Genomic DNA, 18,060 nt, shown 5'->3' with positions numbered 1-18,060 from the left:
CCCTGGTTTAAAAAAGAGGTTGACCGTTATTCTTTATAGGTGCTCTTCAGCCATCGCGCCGACAGGGGGAGTCACGCTGTGATCACGACTGGTTCGCTCCGCCCGCAAGCTTCGGCCTTCGACTTCGCCGAGCAGATCTTCGGACATCTGCCCCGTGCGGATCAGCGGCGCTGGGCGCATGCCTATCTGGTGGGTCTGTTGCGCACCCCGGGAAAAAAGTCGGTGCGCCGGCTGGCGGCAACCATCTCGGACTCCCCGACCGCCGCTCAGTCCCTGCATCAGTTCGTCAATGCCAGCCCCTGGGAGTGGGAGCCGGCCTACGCCGAGCTCATGCAGTGGGCCGAGCGGCGGCTGACCCCCGTGGCATGGACGGTCGACGTCGCCGTCATGCGCAAGCGAGGCGAGCACTCGTGCGGAGTCCACCGGCGCTTCGTGCCGGGTACGGGCAGATCGGTGAACTGCCAGGTGGGCATCGGCGGCTTCCTCGTCACCAGGCAGGAGGCGATTCCCGTCGACTGGCGGTTGCTCCTGCCGGGAGCATGGGCCCGGGACGACGAACGGCGGGCGCGGGCGCGCGTACCGCGCGAGGTCACCGCCCGCGGGCTGGAGCGGCTGGCGCTGGATCTGGTCCACGACATGAGTGAGCGGACCCGCCTTGCGTCGGTGCCGGTCATCGCCGACCTCAGTGCACACTCCGGGACGGGAGCGGTCGTACACGGCCTCAGCCAACGCGGTGACGACTTCGTCGTCGCGGTACCGGGCAACTTACCCTTAGTGGTCGGCCGCCACCTGAAGGCCCAGCGCCGGAACTGCGCGGGCCCGCCTCTGCTGCTCGAGGCCGGGAGGTTCTTCGACCCGGCGTTCTGCGGTTGCGGCAGCCTCGAAACGCTGACCTGCCACGACCTGCAGGGCGGCCAGCTGGCGGTTCAGACCGGTCTCGTAGGCCTGCCGCGCAACGGCTCGCCCGACTTGCCGCCCCAGCGGACCTACCGGCTGATCTCCGTCCGCAGCAATCGCCAGCGACGCGCCGGCAGGCTGTGGCTGAGCAGCATGGTGCACCGGCGAACGGAAGAAGTGGTCGGCATGGTGCAGCTGCTGGCCCGGACGACGCAGACGATGCAGGCCCTGGACGGCAGTTTTGGGCTGCAGGACTTCGAGGGGCGCTCCTATCCCGGCTGGCACCACCATATGACGCTGGTCACTGCGGCTTACGCGCACAGCGTGCTGAACATGCCGGGGCGTAAGGCCGCATTAGCCTCCTGACGTCGGGCCCCCGCACCCGTTCCGGCGGCCCGTTCAGCCCTTAAGCCCCGTACAAGGTCCTCTTCATACGGTCCAGGCGACGGCAAGCAGCCGACCCGGCTGGGTGCGCGCCGACCGCTGAGGAGGAATGCCCTGATGGCTGGTACCGGAGCTCCGGCACACGGCGTCACATCATCAGCTGTCCAGCGGATGAGCCGGGAAGCGGGCTCCGGTGCCGGCCCCGGCGGCTCCGTCGAGATGGCCGACTCCCGGCCCGCCGACCTGAGATTCGCCGAACTCGGCAGCTTCCTCTCCGCCCGCCGCGCCGAGATCACTCCGGACCAGGTCGGGCTGCCCGGCGGCAGATCGCGCCGGCTGACCGGGCTGCGCCGCGAGGAAGTGGCCATGCTCGCCGGCATCGGGGCGTCCTGGTACGCGTGGATCGAGCAAGGCCGCGCCAAGAACGTATCGCCGGAGATACTCGCCGCCATCGCCCAAGTCCTGCGGCTGGACGGGGCGCAGTGCCTGTACATCATGCGGCTGGCGGGCTATGCCGGCCCGCGGTCGCCGGAGGGTGACGGGGACGCGGACCGGCAGCTGCACCGGGAGATCGCCGACGGCTTTCTGCCCTCTCCGGCGTATTTCCTCAACCGCTACTGGGACATCACGGCGGCCAACTCCACCGCCGTCGGCCTGCTGGGCATCGATGAACCGCACCCCAACTACCTGGAGATGCTCTTCCTCGACCAGAGCGCACCGGAGCGCTTCCCGTGCTGGGAGCGCGACGTCGCCGAGGCCGTGGCGCGGTTCCGCACCCAGAGCAGCGAGTTCCTCGGCGACCCCCGGCTGGCGGCGCTGACCGGCTATCTGCGCGAATGCAGCCCGGTCTTCGCCGACCTGTGGGAGCAGCACCGCATCAGTGACGGCGCGAGCACGGCCCAGGTGCTGCAGCACCACGAACTGGGCCAGGTGTCCTTCACCCGGACCGGACTCGACCTGGGTGTCCGGCCCGGCTTGCAGCTGATCCTGCTCAGCCCGCAATCCCACGGCACCATCGCGCGGTTCGCCGGCTGGTCCCGCGCAGCGCAGCACATCGTCCGCTCAAGCAAGATCCATCCAGAAAGGTGACAAGAGCCATGACTTCGTCGGGTTCTGTACAGCGCAAACCCCTCATCCTGGCGGCATTGGCGCTGGCTCAGCTGATCATCGCGCTGGACTACAGCATCGTTTTCGTCGCCCTGCCGGATATCGGCGACGGCGTGGGCTTCTCGGACCAGCAGCTGCAGTGGGTCATCGGCGCCTATGCCGTCGCGTTCGGCGGCTGCCTGCTGCTGGGCGGCCGGCTGGCCGATCTCCTCGGCCGCCGCCGGATGTTCATGACCGGCCTGGCGCTGTACGCCATCGCCTCGGTCGCCGGCGGCCTGGCCGAGAACCCGGGCCTGCTGGTGGCGGCCCGTGCGGTGCAGGGCATCGGTGGCGCCTGCCTGGCGCCGGCCACCCTGTCGCTGCTCACCGGCACCTTCGAGGAAGGGCGCGAGCGCAACCGGGCGCTCGGCGTGTGGGGCGCCACCGGCAGCAGCGGCATGGTGCTCGGCTCCCTCCTGGGCGGAGTGCTGACCGAGATCTGGGGCTGGGCCGCCGTCTTCTACGTCAACGTCCCGCTCACCGCCGGGGTCGCGCTGCTCGCCCTGCGGGTGATCCCCGCCGACGGCGTCATCGAGCGCCGGCAGGGATTCGACCTGGCCGGCGCCGTCACGGTCACCGGTGGCGCACTGCTGCTGGTGTTCGGACTCGTCCAGGGACCGGAGAGCGGCTGGGGCGCCCCCAGCACCGTCGTCAGTTTCATCGTCGCCGCGCTGCTGATCGCCGCCTTCGTCGCCGTCGAGTCGCGTACCGCCGACCCGCTGGTGCCACTGCGGGTGTTCTCGTACCGCAGCCTGCGCCTCGGCTCGATGATCACCTTCAGCTTCATGGCGACCTTCGGCGCGAGCGCGTACTTCATCACCCTGGCGCTGCAGACGGTGCGCGACTGGAGCGCGCTGAGCACCGGCCTGGCCTTCATCGTGCCCTGCGCCTGCATCCTCGTCGGCACCGTCATCGGGGCGAAGATGTCGACGGCGATCGGCGTGCGGATGACCCTGGTGGTCGGGCTGATCGTCGGCGGCATCGGCACCGCCGTCTTCGCCGCCTATCTGGACAGCTCGTCGTCGTACGCCGCGATGACCCCCGGCATCGTCATCTTCAGCGTGGCGCAGGGCGTGGTCTGGACGGCGATGTTCGCCGCGGCGACCACCGGTGTCGAGGAGAAGCTGCAGGGCCTGGCCTCCGGCCTGGCCACCTCCGGCCAGCAGGTCGGCGCCGCCGTCGGCCTCGCCGTCCTGGTCGCCGTCTCCAACGCGGTCACCGGCAAGGACCCCGCGCCGTCCGAGCTGTCCGACGGCCTGCAGGCGGCCACCTACACCTCGGCCGCGCTGATCGTGCTCACCGTGGGGCTCGCCCTCATGCTCCCCAAGGTGGCCGCCGCCCCGGCCCCGGCAGAGGCCGAGGCTCCCGCCCGGGTGGGCGAGGCAGCCTGACGCACCCCCGGCGGCGGGCGCCGCACCTGGCGCCCGCCGCCGAAGCCGGACCCTCGACCCCCGCCGTCCCGCCGGGACAGCCGCACGAACAAGGGCTCGCCATGTCACCCACCGCGGACTCGACTCCGACATCCCCCGTACTGCCGACGCTGCGCCTGGGACGGCACACCGTCACCGTCATCCCCGATGGCTCGGTCCAGCTGCACCCGCGGCGCTGGCTGCCGGACTCGACGCCCGGCGACTGGCAGGGCGTCAACGCCGGCCTGCTGGACGACGACGGTTTCATCGAGGCGCCGATCACCGCCCTGCTCGTGGAACACCCGGACGCAGAGCGGGCGCTGCTGATCGACACCGGCTTCGGACCGCACGACATTCCCGGCGGCAACACCGTCTCCATCATCGGGGCCCTGCGCGGCGGCGGGCTGCCGGACGCCCTCGACCAGGTCGGCTGCGGCACGAAGGGCGTCGGCACCGTGGCCTTCACCCACCTGCACGACGACCACTTCGGCTGGGCCTTCCGGGCCGGGCCGCAGCACCCACCGCCCTTCGCCGAGGCGACGCTGGTGGCGTCCGCCGACGAATGGGCGGCGGCGCAGGACCGGCCTTCCCGTACCCGCACGGCGACCACCGGCGAGGAGATCTATCCCGGGGTCACCGCCTGGATCACCCCGGGGCACACCCGCGGCCACACCTCGTACGTGATCTCCGGCGGCGCCCGGCGCCTCATCGCCTTCGGCGACGTCTTCCATACCCCCGCTCAACTCACCCGGCCCGATTGGCGGGTGTCGATGGATTCCCAGCCGGAGCAGGCCGTACGCACCAGATACGAAATGCTCGCCGAACTCAATCGTCCGGACACCCTCGCCTTTGCCAATCATTTCGGTCCGGGACAGCTGGGCCGGGTCACCGAATCCGGCGGAGGTCTTCGGTGGGAGCGATACAAGGGGCTCTGACCTCCCTGTACGCCCTGTTGCTGGCGGCGGCAGTATCCCGGGTGATGGCGTCGGTGAAGCCAGTGATATTGCAGTCTGGGGAACTGGCCGACGGGCTGCGATGCTTTTGTATATGAGCGAGATAATCGCCGGAATGCCGATACGAGGGGGGGGGTGACTTGGACGTGCAGCGGAGGCTTGCGTTTTTCGATGTGGACGGAACCCTGACGACGTCCTCCAGCATGTTCCGCCTGCTGGCCTACTACCTCGACGCCACCGGCCGCCCGCGCCGCGACTACGAGGAACTGATGCTCCAGCTCAAGGCGATGTTCGCGATGGGCTGCTCCCGTGAGGCGACCAACCGCGCCTATTTCGCCTCCCTCCAGGGCCTGGACGCCGATCTCATGTCCCTGGTGGCGGGGGAGTGGTTCACGGCGGAGACCGCGACCGGGCACTACTACCACGAACCGGCAACGGCCGAGCTGCGCAGGCATCAGCAGCGCGGCGACCATGTGGTGCTCGTATCCGGCTCGTTCCCCGCCCCGATCAGCCTCGTCGCCGCCGACCTCGGCGTCGACGAGGTGTGGTGCACCGAGCCGCAGATCGTCCACGGACGCTACACCGGCGACCTCAAGGGCCCGCCGATGATCGGCCGGGCCAAGGCCGACGCCGTCCTGAAAGCCACCTCCCGGCAGGGCTCCGACCCGTCCCGGTGCATCGCCTACGGAGACCACGCCTCCGACCTGCCGATGCTGCAGGCGGTCGGCTCTGCCGTGGTCGTCGGTGGCGACGCGGGCCTGCGCTCCGTCGCCCGCGCCCGCGGCTGGCGGCAGCTGCCCGGCGTGCTGCCCGCCCCGGAGCCGGCCCCGCTGCCCCGGCGGATCCTGCAGGAGACGGCATCCAGGGGCCGCCAGTTCATCAACCCGTACGGCACACCGGCCTGTCACACACTTCCGGAGACCTCATGACCACGTGGTTCTTTGAACGCATGCACGGCTTCGGCGACGCCGACGCGATCATCTTCGAGGGCGAGAGCAGCAGCTACGCACAAGTGCTCGAGCTGGTCGCGCGGTGGGAATCCCTCCTCGACGCGAAGCACATCGGCCCGGGCCAAGTGGTGGCCCTGGAGGGCGCCAGCAGCGTCGAGGCCTGCGCCGGACTGCTGGCCCTGGTGGCCCGCGGGGCGATCGCCGTGCCTATGGCGCCGCTGCCGGAGAGCAAGCGGGCCGAGTTCCACGACATCGCGGAGGCCGAGGTCGTCATCACCCTCGGCGACCGGCACGACGGCCATCGCGTTCACCGCACCGGCCGCAGCTCGCACCACGAGCTCTACCGCAGGCTGCGCGACGCCCGCACCCCCGGCCTGGTGCTGTTCAGCTCGGGCACCACCGGCCGCAGCAAGGGCACCGTGCTGGACTTCTCGAAGGTGCTCGGCAAGTACGGGGCGGCGCAGCGGCCGAAGCGGACCCTCGGCTTCCTCAACCTCGACCACATCGGCGGCATCAACACCCTGATGCACACGCTCAGCCAGGGCGGCGCGATCCTCACCGTCGAGGAGCGGACCCCTGAGACCGTCTGCGCGGCCATCGCCGCCCACCGCATCGAGGTCCTCCCCACCACCCCGACCTTCCTGAACATGCTGCTGATCTCCCGCGCCTACGAAGAGCACGACCTGAGCACCCTGAAGCTGATCACCTACGGCACCGAGCCCATGCCGATCGGGGTACTCAAGCGTCTGGGCGCGGCCCTCCCCGGGGTCCGGCTGAAGCAGACCTACGGGCTGTCGGAGCTCGGCATCCTGTCCACCAAGTCCCGTGACAACGGCAGCCTGTGGGTCAAGCTCGGCGGCGAGGGATTCGACTATCAGATCCGTGACGGCATTCTGTGGATCCGCTCGGACATGGCCATGCTCGGCTACCTCAACGCCGACGCCCCCTTCGACGACCAGGGGTACTTCAACACCCAGGACGCGGTGGAGACCGACGGCGACTTCGTACGGATCCTCGGCCGCAAGTCCGAGATCATCAACGTGGCCGGCGAGAAGGTCTACCCGACCGAGGTGGAGAACGTACTGCTGGAGATGGACCTCGTCGCGGACGCCACCGTCTCCGGCCGTCGCTCCCACGTCACCGGGGAGGTCGTCCAGGCCAAGGTGAGCCTGACCGGACCGGCCGACCCGCGGGAGGCGACCCGGAAGATCCGGCAGTACTGCGGCGAGCGCCTGGAGGCGTACAAGGTGCCGCTGCTGGTCGAGGTCTCCGAAGCCGCCCACCACTCCGACCGGTTCAAGAAGATCAGGAGCGCGGTGTGAGCCCCGACGTCCCTCCGGCAGATGCGCCCGACGAGGCAAGGGTCGGTGTGGTCTCCGGCGGCAGCCGGGGGCTCGGCCGGGTCCTCGTCGAGCGCCTCCTCGGCCACGGCTGGCGCGTGGCGACCTTCAGCAGGAAGCCGAACGACTTCACCGCGGACATGGCCGACAAGCACAAGGACGCCTTCTACTGGCGGTCCGTCGACCTCTCCGACCCCGCCGCACTGCGCCGCTTCGGCCGCGACAGCGCCCGGCACTACGGCCGCATCGACCTCCTGGTCAACAACGCCGGCGTGCTGCACAAGGAGCTGTTCGTGACCACCGCCCCCGGCCGCATGGACGACCTGGTCAACGTCAACCTGCTGGCGCCCATGCACCTGGCGCAGGTGTGCGCGCGCTACATGATGCGCGCGGGCGGCGGCAGCATCGTCAACATCTCCTCGATCAACGCGATTCGCGGCTACCGGGGCGTCGCCGTCTACGCGGCCGCCAAGGCCGGCCTGGAGGGTCTCGGCCGCAGCCTGGCCAGGGAACTGGGCCCGCTGGGGATCCGGGTCAACACCCTGACCCCCGGCTTCTTCGACAGCGACATGACGGCGGAGGTCACCTCGAGCAACCGCGAGAAGATCCAGAACCGCACGCCGCTCGGCCGGCTGGGCAACGTCGAGGAGGTCGCGGACGCGGTCGAGTTCCTCGCGTCCGGCAGGGCCCGATTCATCACCGGACAGACACTCGTAACCGATGGAGGCATCACATGCTGAACGCATCCCAGGCAGACGACGGCAAGGTCGGGCAGATCGTCCAGCGCGAGATCGACAGCGTGCTGCTGGGCGCCGACGACGCCGAGGGCTACTCGCTCGACGACGCCCTGATGAAGATCGGACTCAACTCGCTGCTGCTCGCCCAGCTGCTCCTGCAGCTCGAGACCGAGCTCGGCGTCGACCCCTTCGAAGGGGACCGCTCCGTCTCCGACATCCGGACGATACGCGAGCTCGTCAGCGTCTACGAGGACGCGGTCCGTGACACCTCCGAAGGGGCGTGAGCGTGGGCACCGGACAGCAGCTGCTGCTGGAGTCGATCGACGACTACCTCGGCCCCGGCGAGAGCCGCTTCTTCTCCCGCGGCTACCAGCGCGCTGAATACCAGGTCGGCGGCATCACCGTCACCCCGCCCGCCGGGGCCGGCGTCAGCGCCACCGCCGATGTCGGCTACCCGGCCGACTGGTCGCGCAAGAAGGACACCGACCTGCGGCCGCATCTGAGCACCATCGACGCCCTGGTCCTCGGGGTGCAGCTCGCCGAGCTGCACCTGGCCCACGGCTACCGGCTCGACGGCCCGGCCCGTACCCGGATGCGGCTGTGCCGCGTGGTCCTGCGGGCCGGCGGCGCCCCGCAGGAGGACCTGACCGGTATCGAGCTGTCGGCTCGACTGGTGAAGACCGAGCAGCTCCCCGAGACTCCCGCCCGCTCCCGGTCCGTGCACGACTGCACCGTCGGCAGCCTGAAGGTGCGCTGCGAGATCGAGCACGACGTGACAGGCCGCGCGGAGCAGGACGCCCGACACGACAGTCTTGACGCCGCGCTCGGCGCCGGCGCACAGCGCTTCTGGGGCGAAGCCTTCAAGGACCGGCGGCACTTCATCCGGAGCGTACGGGTGGACACCGAGGCCCTGACCGCCGGAGCCGATGTGCACTTCGCCCCCGACCCAGGGCCGGCCCCGGCGGGCATCGAGGGCGACGCCCAGCCGGCGGTCTCCCTGATCGACGCCTTCGTGGTCAATCTGCAGCTGGCCCAGGTCCTGATGTACGAACTGGACTCCATCAGCCGTGCCGACAGCAACACCCTGTGGATGATGCAAACCGTCCTGGAGGCCGCCGCCGTACCCACCGCGCTGCCGGACCGGCCCGAGGCGGCGGCCGCCGCACGGGCGGCGCTGACCGGCAAGCGGCTGCTCCCGCTGCGCGGCGGCACCTGGCGCAGCGTGGAGATCGAGGGGGAGTTCGCGGGCGCCTCGCTGCGCTGCAGCTTCGCCCACGAGCTGCCCGCCCAGGCCGCCGCCGTCGCCCGGTGACCGGCCGACCATGCCCCTGCACGTGCTCGGCCCGGGCGATCGCACGGCCGACTCGATCACGCTGGTGCTGCTGCACCACGCGGGCGGTTCCGCGCTGAGCTACGCCCCGCTGCTGCCGCACCTGCCGCGCGCATGGCGGGTGCTGGGCGCCGACCTGCCAGGACGCCTGCTGGACCGCGACCCCGCCAGGTGCCGGACGGTGCACGACGCCGTCCGGCATCTGAGCACTGAGCTGCGGCCCGAACTCTCGGGCCCGTACGCCCTGTTCGGACACAGCATGGGCGCCCTCCTCGGCTACGAGCTGGCCCGCACGCTCGAGGACGAGGGCAACCGGCCTCGGTGGCTCGGCGTGTCCGGCAGTCCGGCACCCGCCGACTGCGGCGGAGAGCGGGCCGCGGAGCGGCGCCGGGACCACGTCGGCCACCACCATGCCGTATCCCCGCGGCGGCCGGACGGCGCCGCCGTGCCCGCCGCCCTGGAGCGCCGGATCGCCCGTACCGTGCAGCACGACCTGTCGCTCCTCGACGACTACGAGTACGCGCCGGCGCCGCCACTGCGCACCCCGGTCACCGTCTTCGGCGCCGTCGACGACGAACTGGCGCCGACCCGGCTGCTCCGCCGATGGTCCGCCTACAGCCACGCCCCGGCCGCCCGGCACCTGTGGCCGGGCGGCCACTTCTACCTCTTCGACCGCGCCGAAGAGGTGGCGGCCCGCCTCGTCGGGGGCTGCCGGGCGCAGCCGGGCGTCACGCCGCCGCGGTCGCCATGAGCGCGCCCACGCCCGGCGGCTCGCCGACCCCGTAGGGCGCGCCGCCCTCGTCGGCGAGCAGCCACTCCGGAGCCAGCCAGCGCACGCGGACCGCCTCCGGCCCCGCTATGGCGACCGCGGCGGTGTGCTGGGGCCCGCAGGCGATGTCCCGCATGGTCCAGCCGGCCGGGCGGCGGCGCCGGTCCGCTCCCGCGTAGTCCGCCGCCAGCGGCCGGGCGAGACCGGTGCCGATGCCCTTGAGATACGCCTCTTTACGGGTCCACAGCTGCCCGAAGGACACCCGCCGCCGCGGCCCTTCCTCCACCTCGGCGAGCTCGGCCTGCTCATCCGGGTGCAGCGCCGCGGTGCATACCCGGACCGTCTCCGAGCCGGGCACCAGCTCCACATCCACACCGACCGGCGCCGCGGCCGGGCCCGTGGCCACCCCGATCAGCACCATGCCGTTGGTGTGGGAGAGCGAGAAGCGCACCGGGCGGGGCGGGCGGTCGACCTCGGGTCTGCCGTGCGGGCCCGCCGCGCGGGTGAAGGCGACCTCCCGCGCCGGGATGCCCAGGCCGGCCGCCAGCAGCCGGCGCAGCATGATGTGGGCCGTCGCGTACAGCACCCCGCCCGCGGTGCGGCGGCAGTTGTCGGCGCGGTGGCGCTCCTGGGCGTCCAGCACCGAGCGGTCCAGCGACGCGAGCGGGCTGTCCGGCTCGGGCTGCGGCAGCAGCCAGACCTCGGGCCGGTCGGCGCTCATCCCGCCGCGGCCGTCCCTGATGCGGCGAGCAGATGCCAGGCGAGATGCCCGGCGAGCTCGTCGTTGCTGCGTGCCAACAGCACCTGCTGCACGCTGACGTCGACGCCGAGGGCCTCGGCGATCCGCTGTCTGACCTCCAGGCCCTTCATCGAGCCCAGCTGCGCCAGGCTCGGCGGACCGCCGTCCGCCGCGTACGGGCCCAGCGCGCGCTCCAGCTCCAGCTGTACGTACCGGGCCAGTTCCTGCCGCAGGGCCGCCGGATCCAGGGTGGTGAGCGCCCGCACGTCGGGGGCGGGCACCGGCGGGCGCAGCGGCGGTTCCGGCAGGACGGCGAGCGAGGTGTACGGCGTATCGCTCAGGGGCAGATCGGGCATCGGCTGCGGCTCCTTCTTCACGGTCGGGTCGGGGCGGCGGGTCGTGCGGTGGGCCGGTCCAGCAGGGCCAGCACGCGGGCCGGGTGCAGCGGCAGGGCGCCGACGCCGTCGGGCAGCTGCAGCGCGTCGCGCACCGCGCCGGCGACGGCGGCACCGACGCCGGCGGGACCGCCCTCACCGGCCCCGCGGACCCCCAGCGGGTTGCCCGGCGCGGGCGAGTCCTCGTACAGCTTGATCTGGATGTCGGGCAGGTCGTCGGCGCGCGGCCACCGGTAGTCGTCGAGGGTGGTCGACAGCGGCCGGCCGGCCTCGTCGTAGCGGAACTCCTCCAGCAGCGCCCCGCCGATGCCCTGGACGGTCCCGCCGAGCAACTGGCCGTGCGCCATCCGCGGATTGACCGCCCGGCCGATCTCGTACGAGACGGCGTAGCGCAGCAGCCGCACCCGGCCGGTGCCCGGATCCACCTCCGCCTGCGCGTAGTGCGCGCCGTACGGATAGGTCATGCCGTCGGCCACGAAGGTGGCGCGGCCGATCAGGCCCGGTTCCTCGCCGCCGCGGATGTGGGGCGGGGTGAACGCGGCCGCGGCGATCGCCGCCAGCGGTGCCGCCACCTCCGGGCGGTGCCGGTGCACGAGGGCGCCGCCCCGCGGCACGAGGTCGTCGGGGGACACGTCCAGCATCGCCGCGGCCACCCGCCGGGCCTTGGCCAGGGCCGCCTCGGCGGCCATCTTCGCGGCCGTCCCGCCGACCACGGTGGAGCGGCTGCCGAAGGTCCCGGCGCCGTCGGGCAGGATGTCGGTGTCGGAGAGCACCACGGCGACCTGATCCGCGGCGATGCCGAACTCGGCGGCGACGATCTGCGCCATGACCGTCTCGATGCCCTGTCCCGAGCTCGCCCCGCCCATCGCGACCCGCACCGCACCGGTGACGCCGATGTCCACCACCGCACTGTCGTGGCCGAGCCCCGCCTTCTCCAGGATCACCGCGCAGCCGGTCCCCACCAGCCGGCCGCGCCGCCGGGCGAGCCGGGCCTCGGCCCGCCACCGCTCGTAGCCGAAGTGGGCGCGCGAGGCGTCGAAGTGGCCCAGGTGGTCGCTGCCGTCGAGCTCCATGGGGGAGCCGAAGATCTGCACCGGCCGGCGGGCGGGCAGCTCGCCGCCGTGCAGCAGGTTGCGCCGGCGCAGCTGCACCGGGTCGATGCCCAGCCGGTCGGCGGCGATGTCGAGGGCCTGTTCGCGGACGAAGTTGTGCTGGAACCGGCCGGGCGCGCGGTACGTGCCGATGGGGGTCTTGTTGGTGGTGACGATGTGGATCCGGCTGCGGCAGGCCGGCAGCCGGTACGGGCCCGCGATCATCGCGGCTGTCAGCGTCGCCACCACGGCGCCGTGGGTGCGCACATAGGCGCCGTTGTCCAGCCAGCCCTCGTCGCGCAGTGCGAGCAGCCGGCCCTCCTCGTCGAGGGCGAGCTCGATGCGGTGCTGCTGCTCGCGGGCGTGGTTGGCGGCGACCAGGTGCTCGCCGCGGTCCTCCGCCCACTTCACCGGCCGCCGGGTGGCCCAGCACAGCCAGGGCACCAGCAGGTCCTCGGGATAGAACTCGCCGCGGATGCCGAAGGAGCCGCCCGCGTCCGACTGCGGCATGTGGATGCGGTGTTCGGGCAGGGACAGCATGCCCGCGAGGACCCGGCGGTTGAAATGCGGGACCTTGGTGGCGCCCCAGATGGTCATCCGCCCGGTGCGCTCGTCGTAATCCGCGACCAGGCCGCGCGTCTCCAGCGGCGTGCCGCTGTGCCGCCCGACCGAAAGGTCGGCCGCGACGACGTGCGGGGCGGCGGCGAAGACCTCGTCCACGTCGCCGTAGCCGAACTCGACGACCCCCACCTCGGCCGCCGCCTCGGGCCGGCTGGCCAGTCGGCCCGAGGCGGCGGCACGCGCGTCCAGGACCACGGGGAGCCCGTCGAAGTCGCCGGTCACCAGCTCGGCGGCGTCCTCGGCCGCGTACGGGTCGTCGGCCAGCACGGCGGCGTACGGCTCGCCCACGTAGCGCACATGTCCCGTGGCCAGCGGCGGCTGCAGGTAGGGGGAGAAGTCGATGCCCGGATGCGGCTGCCGGACCGGGATGCGGCAGCCCGCGGGCAGATTGGCCGCGGTGACGACGCGGACCACGCCCGGGGCCTTCGCGGCCGCGGAGATGTCCACGCCGCGCAGCGTCGCGTGCGCGACGGGGGAGCGGACCATGCGCAGCCACAGCTGACCGGGGCGGTGCACGTCGTCGTGGAAGTGCCCGCGGCCGCGCAGCAGCCGGTCGTCCTCCAGCCGGGGTACGGATTCGCCGATGGGGCTCATGCGCCGGCCTCGTTCCCGGCGGCCGCGCGGATGGCCGCCTCGATGGGGGCGTAGCCGGTGCAGCGGCACAGGTTCGCCGCGACGCAGCCGCGGATCTCGTCGTCGCCGGGGGAGGGGCTGCGGCGCAGCAGCTCCGTGCCGAGCATGAGGAAGCCGGGGGTGCAGAAGCCGCACTGCAGCGCACCGGCGTCGGCGAAGGCCTGCTGGAGCGGGGCGAGTTCACCGTCGTCGAGGCCGGCGTCGAGGGACTCGACCGTCTCGACGCGGGCGCCGTCCGCCTGCACGGCGAGCAGCACGCAGGCGCGTACCGGGGCGCCGTCGACCAGCACGGTGCAACTGCCGCAGGTCCCCTGGTCGCAGCCGACGGTGGTGCCGGTCAGCGCCAGCTCCCGGCGCAGCACATCGGCCAGGCTGCGCCACGGCTCCACCGACAGCGGGTGGTGGCGCCCGTTGACCGTCAGCTGCACGTCCACGGCAGTCATGCGTGCCCCCCTGCGGGTACGGCGGCAGCTCGGCGGGTGGCCGCGCGGGCGGCGCGCGCCGTGAGGGTCTCGGCGAGCCGGAGCCGGTACGAGGCCGGCGCCCGGGGGCTGTCCGCCGCATCGAGCAGACCGGGCACCGCGGCCGCGGCCGCGGCCACCGCGGCATCGTCGGCGCGGGTGCCGACCAGCGCCTTCGCCGCCCGCGGCAGCGCGACGGGCCGCCCTTCGACGCCACTCACCACGATCCGGGCGGCGGACACGGTGCGCTCGGGCGTGAGTTCCACGGTGGCGGCCGCGGTGACCAGGGGCATCGCGCCGTCCTGCGCGCCGAATTGGGCGATGGCCGCGCTCGGGGCGGGACGCGGCAGGCTCACCGCGACCACCATCTCGTCCTCGCCGAGCGCGGTGCGGTGCGGGCCCGTGAAGAATTCCGCCGCTTTGAGGGTGCGCGAGCCCAGCGGACCCGCTGCGGTGATCTCCGCGTCCAGCAGTACGGCCAGCACCGGCCACTGTGCGGCCGGGGCCGCGTGCGCGAGTGAGCCGCCGAGGGTGCCGCGGGTGCGCACCGGCAGGTGGCCGATCAGCCGCGCGGTCTCGGTGACGGCGGTGAAGCCCGGCGGCAGCGCGGCCGTCTCCAGGGTCCGGTGGGTGGTCAGGGCGCCGATCCGCAGGCCCTCCTGCCGCGCGGTGAGGAACCGCAGCTCGGTCAGCCGGCCCACGTCCACCAGCACCGCGGGGCGCACCAGGCGCCGGTACATCAGCGGCAGCAGGCTCTGCCCGCCCGCGAGCACCCGGGCCCCGGGCCCGTACCGGCGCAGGCAGGCTATGGCCTCATCGAGGCTGTCGGGCCGCAGATACCTGAACGGTGCGGGACGCATCTGCCGCCCGCCTACGGCTTGTTGACGGCGGGCACGGACAGGCTGGTGTGGCCGAGCTGCCGCATCAGGTCGACGATGTCGAAGTGGGCGGCGCGCTCGATCACCTTCTCGCCGCGGAAGCGGTCGATGCCGATGGCGGTGAAGGTCGCCTTGCGGCCGGACGGCGGCAGCCCGCGGAACGGACCGAGCTGGGTGCCGATGCACTCGACCCGGGTGACCACCACATCGCCCTCGGCGGTCTGCTCCTGGACCATGTCGCTGATGTCGGGGAACGCGGTACGGAAGGCCCGCACCCAGGTACGTACGCCCTCGGGGCCGTGCAGACCGAACTGCGGCCAGGTGAAGTCCGGGTGGAAGATGTCCTCGGCGAGCTCCAGCCGGTTGTTGGTGATGATCTCCTCGAAGAGCAGCGCGATGCTCCGCTTGCGCGCGGCGAGGACGTCGGCGGTCATGTGGCCTTCTCCTTAACGGGGGAGGGAAGCAGCAGGCTCGCGGCGCAGGCGAGCAGGGCCAGGCAGAATCCGCTGACCGCCACCCACTGCAGCGCGTCCGCGTAGCCGCCGACGCCGTGCCGGGAGCCGAGGGCGGCGAAGAACAGCGTGCCCACCCCCGCCACGCCGACGGCGGAGGAGAACTGCTGGCTGGTGGTGAGCACACCGGCGGCCGCGCCGGCCTGCCCGGTGCCGATGCCGGCCAGCACCACACCGGTCAGTGCCGGTACGGCCATGCCGTTGCCGAAGCCGATGAGCACCATCGGCGCGAGCAGCCGGCCGACGCTCGTCTGCTCGCCGGACAGCTGCAGGACGAAGAACAGGGCGAGCATGCCGGTGCAGGCGATGGCGGTGCCGCCGGTGACGAGCCGGGCGCCGTACCGGCCGGCGAGCCGCGGGGAGGCGATGGAGGCGCCGGCGAAGGCGACGCCGAGCGGGGTGAAGGTGGCACCGGCGGCCAGGGGCGAGAGCCCCAGGCCGGACTGCAGCACCATCGTGAGCGCGAACATGAAGCTGAAGAACGAGCAGAAGGTGCCCAGGCAGACGAGCAGGCCACGGACGAACACCCCGTTGCGCAGCAGCGAAGGCTCCAGCAGCGGCTGTCCGCCGCGCCTGGCCACCCCCCGCTCCCAGCGCAGCGTCAGCGCCATCGCCGGCGCCGCGGCGGCCAGGCACACCCAGCACCACACCGGCCAGCCCTCGCCGCGGCCCATGGCCAGCGGCACCAGGACGAGGGCGAGCGAACCGGAGACGCCGGCCGCGCCGAGCGGATCGAGCCCCGGCCGGCTGCCGGGCCGCAGCGCCGGCAGCAGCCGGGGCGCGAAGGCCAGCGCGGCCAGGCCGAGCGGCACGTTCACCAGGAAGATGACCCGCCAGCCCAGGCCGAGTACGTCCACCTGCAGGAGCGCCCCGCCGAGCACCTGCCCGGCGACGGCGCCGACGCCGAGGGTGACGCCGAACCAGGCCAGGGCGCGGGCGCGTTCGGCCGCCGGGAACGCCGCGGTGATCAGCGCGAGCACCTGCGGCACCATGGCGGCGCCCGCGAGGCCCTGCAGCAGCCGGGCCGCCACCAGCCAGCCCGGCGTCGGGGCCAGCCCGCACAGCAGCGACGCGACGGTGAAGGCGAGCACACCGGCCAGGAACACGGTGCGCGGACCCAGCAGGTCACCGAGCCGGCCACCGGTGATCAGTCCGCTGGCGTAGCTGAATCCGTAGCCGGCCACGATGAGTTCGAGCGCCGCCTCGCCCGCGCCCAGGTCGTGCGCGAGCGAGGGGGCGGTGACGTTGACCACGTAGAGGTCGAACTGGGTCATGAACAGCGCGGCGAGGAGGACCGGCAGCATCGCCCAGCGCCGCGCATAGGGCGCGTGAGCGGCAGGCGCCGTCCGGTCGGCCTGTTCGGCGTGCGGGACGGTGCCCGGCTCCCGGGCGGTGGCGTTGGTGTCGTGGCTCACGAGCTCTACCGCTTCCTTCCCGGCCGCGTCAGCCGGCGGCGGCTGCCGTCGAAGCCGCGCTCTGCCGCCGGTTCTGCTCCAGGCGCCAGTCGACCTGGGCATAGTCGGCCTCGGCGCGGGCCACGGCCTCGTCCACCGAGCACACCACCGGCAGCCCGAAGTGGTCGGTGATCCTGCGCAGTCGCTCCGGCGTCGTGCCGCTGACCGCCAGATACGGCATCCCGAGATCGTCGAGCGTCCGTAGCAGCATGTCATCGCAGGCCGCCCGGAACTTCTCGTTCATCGGCCGGTGGCCGTCCGCCCCCAGCGGGAGTTCCTTGCGCAGGTGGACGAAGGCGTCGAACGACTCCATCACATGCTGGCGGAAGGCATGTCCCAGCTGCGCGGTGACATCGGCGAAGAAGCCCATCTCGGGGGTCTTCGGGGGCGGCACGTCCCGATGGGCGCCCGGGTCCATCCCGAAGTCCACCCGTACGGCGGCGTAGATCCACTCCTGCAGCGAGGAGCCGTCGGCGATGAAGCTGTCCCCGAGCACCGCCTCGTTCGCCGCGCGGTCGGTGTGCCGGCGGACCGCGAGCTGGAGGTACTCCGCCGGAGTCACCTCGGCGAGCGCCTTGCCCGGCACCGCGTCCGGCAGGATCTCGCGGATGGTCTTCGCGGGTGAGCGCGGAATCCCGGTGTAGTGGGACAAGGCCATCGACGTGAAGGTCTTGCCTGCCGAATAGGTGCCGGATACGGACAGTCGCATGGCGTGCCGCCTCCTACGAACCCTGGGGCACGCCGGGGAGCTTCAGGATCTGCTCGATCCGCTCCTCCACGGTCCCCGACACGATGTGCAGTGGGATGTCCAGGGTCCGCACGACCTTGAGCATCAGCTCGTCGGACAGCGTCCGGAACGGCTCACTGATGGGGCTGTGCCCCTCGGGGAGCGGGAACTCCACCGGGCAGTGGATGAAGAGGTCGTATCCGGTACGGGCCTGCTCCCTCGCCAGCAGCGCGAGCTGGCCGACCACCTCCTCGTAGATCTCCGTCTGCTTGGTCCGGGGCGCCTTGTCCAGGTCGGCCGACGGCTCCGGATGCCGGCCCACGGCCAGCCGCACCTTGGTGTAGACCCACTCGTGCAGCACAGAGCCGTCCGACAGGAAGCCGTCCTGCTGCAGAGGCGTCTCCTCGGAGACCCGCTCGGTGTAGCGGCGCACCGCGAGCTGGATCAGCTCCGGCTCGTTGGTCTCCTCCAGCGCCTTGGGGCTGCCGCCGGCGGGGTCACGCATGGCGCTTCCGTGGGTGCGCTCGAGACCGAGCCGCTTGGAAAGCTCGGTGGTGAGTGTCGTCTTGCCGTTTCCGTACGCTCCGACGAAGGCGATTCTCACAGTCGCCCCTCCGTTTCTTCTGTGCGTTGT

At 72.3% G+C, this 18,060-nt stretch carries 19 protein-coding genes; 10 read left to right on the top strand and 9 right to left on the bottom strand.

What is annotated here, in order from left to right; all coding sequences use genetic code 11:
• The first annotated feature begins 78 nt into the window (after positions 1 to 78).
• From ACNNMR_RS02580 to ACNNMR_RS02535, 10 genes are all read left to right on the top strand, one after another.
• Complete coding sequence (locus ACNNMR_RS02580; protein WP_419992837.1) at positions 79 to 1,263, top strand: IS701 family transposase; 1,185 nt, start codon at positions 79 to 81, stop codon at positions 1,261 to 1,263.
• A gap of 189 nt (positions 1,264 to 1,452) precedes the next feature.
• Entirely contained in the window at positions 1,453 to 2,370 is a 918-nt protein-coding gene (locus ACNNMR_RS02575; RefSeq protein ID WP_419992836.1) for a helix-turn-helix transcriptional regulator, read from the top strand.
• Between the two features lie 8 nt (positions 2,371 to 2,378).
• Entirely contained in the window at positions 2,379 to 3,818 is a 1,440-nt protein-coding gene (locus tag ACNNMR_RS02570; protein ID WP_419992835.1) for an MFS transporter, read from the top strand.
• 101 nt (positions 3,819 to 3,919) lie between these two features.
• On the top strand, positions 3,920 to 4,771 hold the full coding sequence (locus ACNNMR_RS02565) for an MBL fold metallo-hydrolase (protein ID WP_419992834.1): 852 nt from the start codon (positions 3,920 to 3,922) through the stop codon (positions 4,769 to 4,771).
• Between the two features lie 164 nt (positions 4,772 to 4,935).
• On the top strand, positions 4,936 to 5,718 hold the full coding sequence (locus ACNNMR_RS02560) for an HAD family hydrolase (RefSeq protein WP_419992833.1): 783 nt from the start codon (positions 4,936 to 4,938) through the stop codon (positions 5,716 to 5,718).
• A complete protein-coding gene (locus ACNNMR_RS02555; protein ID WP_419992832.1) occupies positions 5,715 to 7,061 on the top strand; it encodes a class I adenylate-forming enzyme family protein in 1,347 nt (448 codons plus the stop codon). The genes ACNNMR_RS02560 and ACNNMR_RS02555 overlap by 4 nt, the downstream gene beginning before the upstream one ends.
• Positions 7,058 to 7,819: an SDR family NAD(P)-dependent oxidoreductase gene (locus ACNNMR_RS02550; RefSeq protein WP_419992831.1), complete on the top strand. Its 762-nt coding sequence runs from the start codon at positions 7,058 to 7,060 to the stop codon at positions 7,817 to 7,819. The genes ACNNMR_RS02555 and ACNNMR_RS02550 overlap by 4 nt, the downstream gene beginning before the upstream one ends.
• The gene (locus ACNNMR_RS02545) at positions 7,813 to 8,100 is read left to right on the top strand and encodes a phosphopantetheine-binding protein (protein WP_419992830.1); all 288 of its coding nucleotides are present in this window, start codon (positions 7,813 to 7,815) and stop codon (positions 8,098 to 8,100) included. The genes ACNNMR_RS02550 and ACNNMR_RS02545 overlap by 7 nt, the downstream gene beginning before the upstream one ends.
• A gap of 2 nt (positions 8,101 to 8,102) precedes the next feature.
• Positions 8,103 to 9,128, top strand: coding sequence for an AvrD family protein (locus ACNNMR_RS02540; protein ID WP_419992829.1), 1,026 nt, complete (start codon positions 8,103 to 8,105; stop codon positions 9,126 to 9,128).
• A gap of 10 nt (positions 9,129 to 9,138) precedes the next feature.
• Positions 9,139 to 9,897 (top strand): thioesterase II family protein, encoded by a 759-nt coding sequence (locus ACNNMR_RS02535; RefSeq protein WP_419992828.1) that lies wholly within the window; start codon positions 9,139 to 9,141, stop codon positions 9,895 to 9,897.
• Here the strand turns inward: ACNNMR_RS02535 and ACNNMR_RS02530 are convergent.
• Genes ACNNMR_RS02530 through ACNNMR_RS02490 form a run of 9 tightly spaced genes read right to left on the bottom strand, consistent with a single transcriptional unit; the run spans position 9,875 to position 18,030 of the window.
• Positions 9,875 to 10,636: a 4'-phosphopantetheinyl transferase family protein gene (locus ACNNMR_RS02530; RefSeq protein ID WP_419992827.1), complete on the bottom strand. Its 762-nt coding sequence runs from the start codon at positions 10,634 to 10,636 to the stop codon at positions 9,875 to 9,877. The two genes, ACNNMR_RS02535 and ACNNMR_RS02530, sit on opposite strands and share 23 nt — an antisense overlap.
• On the bottom strand, positions 10,633 to 11,010 hold the full coding sequence (locus ACNNMR_RS02525) for an acyl carrier protein (RefSeq protein WP_419992826.1): 378 nt from the start codon (positions 11,008 to 11,010) through the stop codon (positions 10,633 to 10,635). Before ACNNMR_RS02525 ends, ACNNMR_RS02530 begins: the two co-directional genes overlap by 4 nt.
• Positions 11,011 to 11,027: 17 nt before the next feature.
• On the bottom strand, positions 11,028 to 13,355 hold the full coding sequence (locus ACNNMR_RS02520; RefSeq protein WP_419992825.1) for a xanthine dehydrogenase family protein molybdopterin-binding subunit: 2,328 nt from the start codon (positions 13,353 to 13,355) through the stop codon (positions 11,028 to 11,030).
• A complete protein-coding gene (locus ACNNMR_RS02515; protein ID WP_419992824.1) occupies positions 13,352 to 13,837 on the bottom strand; it encodes a (2Fe-2S)-binding protein in 486 nt (161 codons plus the stop codon). Before ACNNMR_RS02515 ends, ACNNMR_RS02520 begins: the two co-directional genes overlap by 4 nt.
• Positions 13,834 to 14,715, bottom strand: a complete 882-nt coding sequence (locus tag ACNNMR_RS02510) for an FAD binding domain-containing protein (protein ID WP_419992823.1) — start codon at positions 14,713 to 14,715, stop codon at positions 13,834 to 13,836. Before ACNNMR_RS02510 ends, ACNNMR_RS02515 begins: the two co-directional genes overlap by 4 nt.
• An 11-nt stretch (positions 14,716 to 14,726) precedes the next feature.
• Positions 14,727 to 15,167 carry an ester cyclase gene (locus tag ACNNMR_RS02505; RefSeq protein ID WP_419992822.1) on the bottom strand — a complete coding sequence of 147 codons (441 nt, stop codon included), beginning with the start codon at positions 15,165 to 15,167 and terminating at the stop codon, positions 14,727 to 14,729.
• Positions 15,164 to 16,660 (bottom strand): MFS transporter, encoded by a 1,497-nt coding sequence (locus tag ACNNMR_RS02500; RefSeq protein WP_419992821.1) that lies wholly within the window; start codon positions 16,658 to 16,660, stop codon positions 15,164 to 15,166. Before ACNNMR_RS02500 ends, ACNNMR_RS02505 begins: the two co-directional genes overlap by 4 nt.
• A gap of 28 nt (positions 16,661 to 16,688) precedes the next feature.
• Positions 16,689 to 17,408 carry an AAA family ATPase gene (locus ACNNMR_RS02495; RefSeq protein WP_419992820.1) on the bottom strand — a complete coding sequence of 240 codons (720 nt, stop codon included), beginning with the start codon at positions 17,406 to 17,408 and terminating at the stop codon, positions 16,689 to 16,691.
• A gap of 13 nt (positions 17,409 to 17,421) precedes the next feature.
• Complete coding sequence (locus ACNNMR_RS02490; protein WP_419992819.1) at positions 17,422 to 18,030, bottom strand: AAA family ATPase; 609 nt, start codon at positions 18,028 to 18,030, stop codon at positions 17,422 to 17,424.
• Between the last annotated feature and the right edge of the window lie 30 nt (positions 18,031 to 18,060).

This window comes from Streptomyces boninensis (assembly GCF_048572725.1).
Taxonomy (GTDB): domain Bacteria; phylum Actinomycetota; class Actinomycetes; order Streptomycetales; family Streptomycetaceae; genus Streptomyces; species Streptomyces boninensis.
The sequence above is the reverse complement of the archived record's forward strand: the minus strand, read 5'-3'. Positions and strand labels throughout refer to the sequence as shown.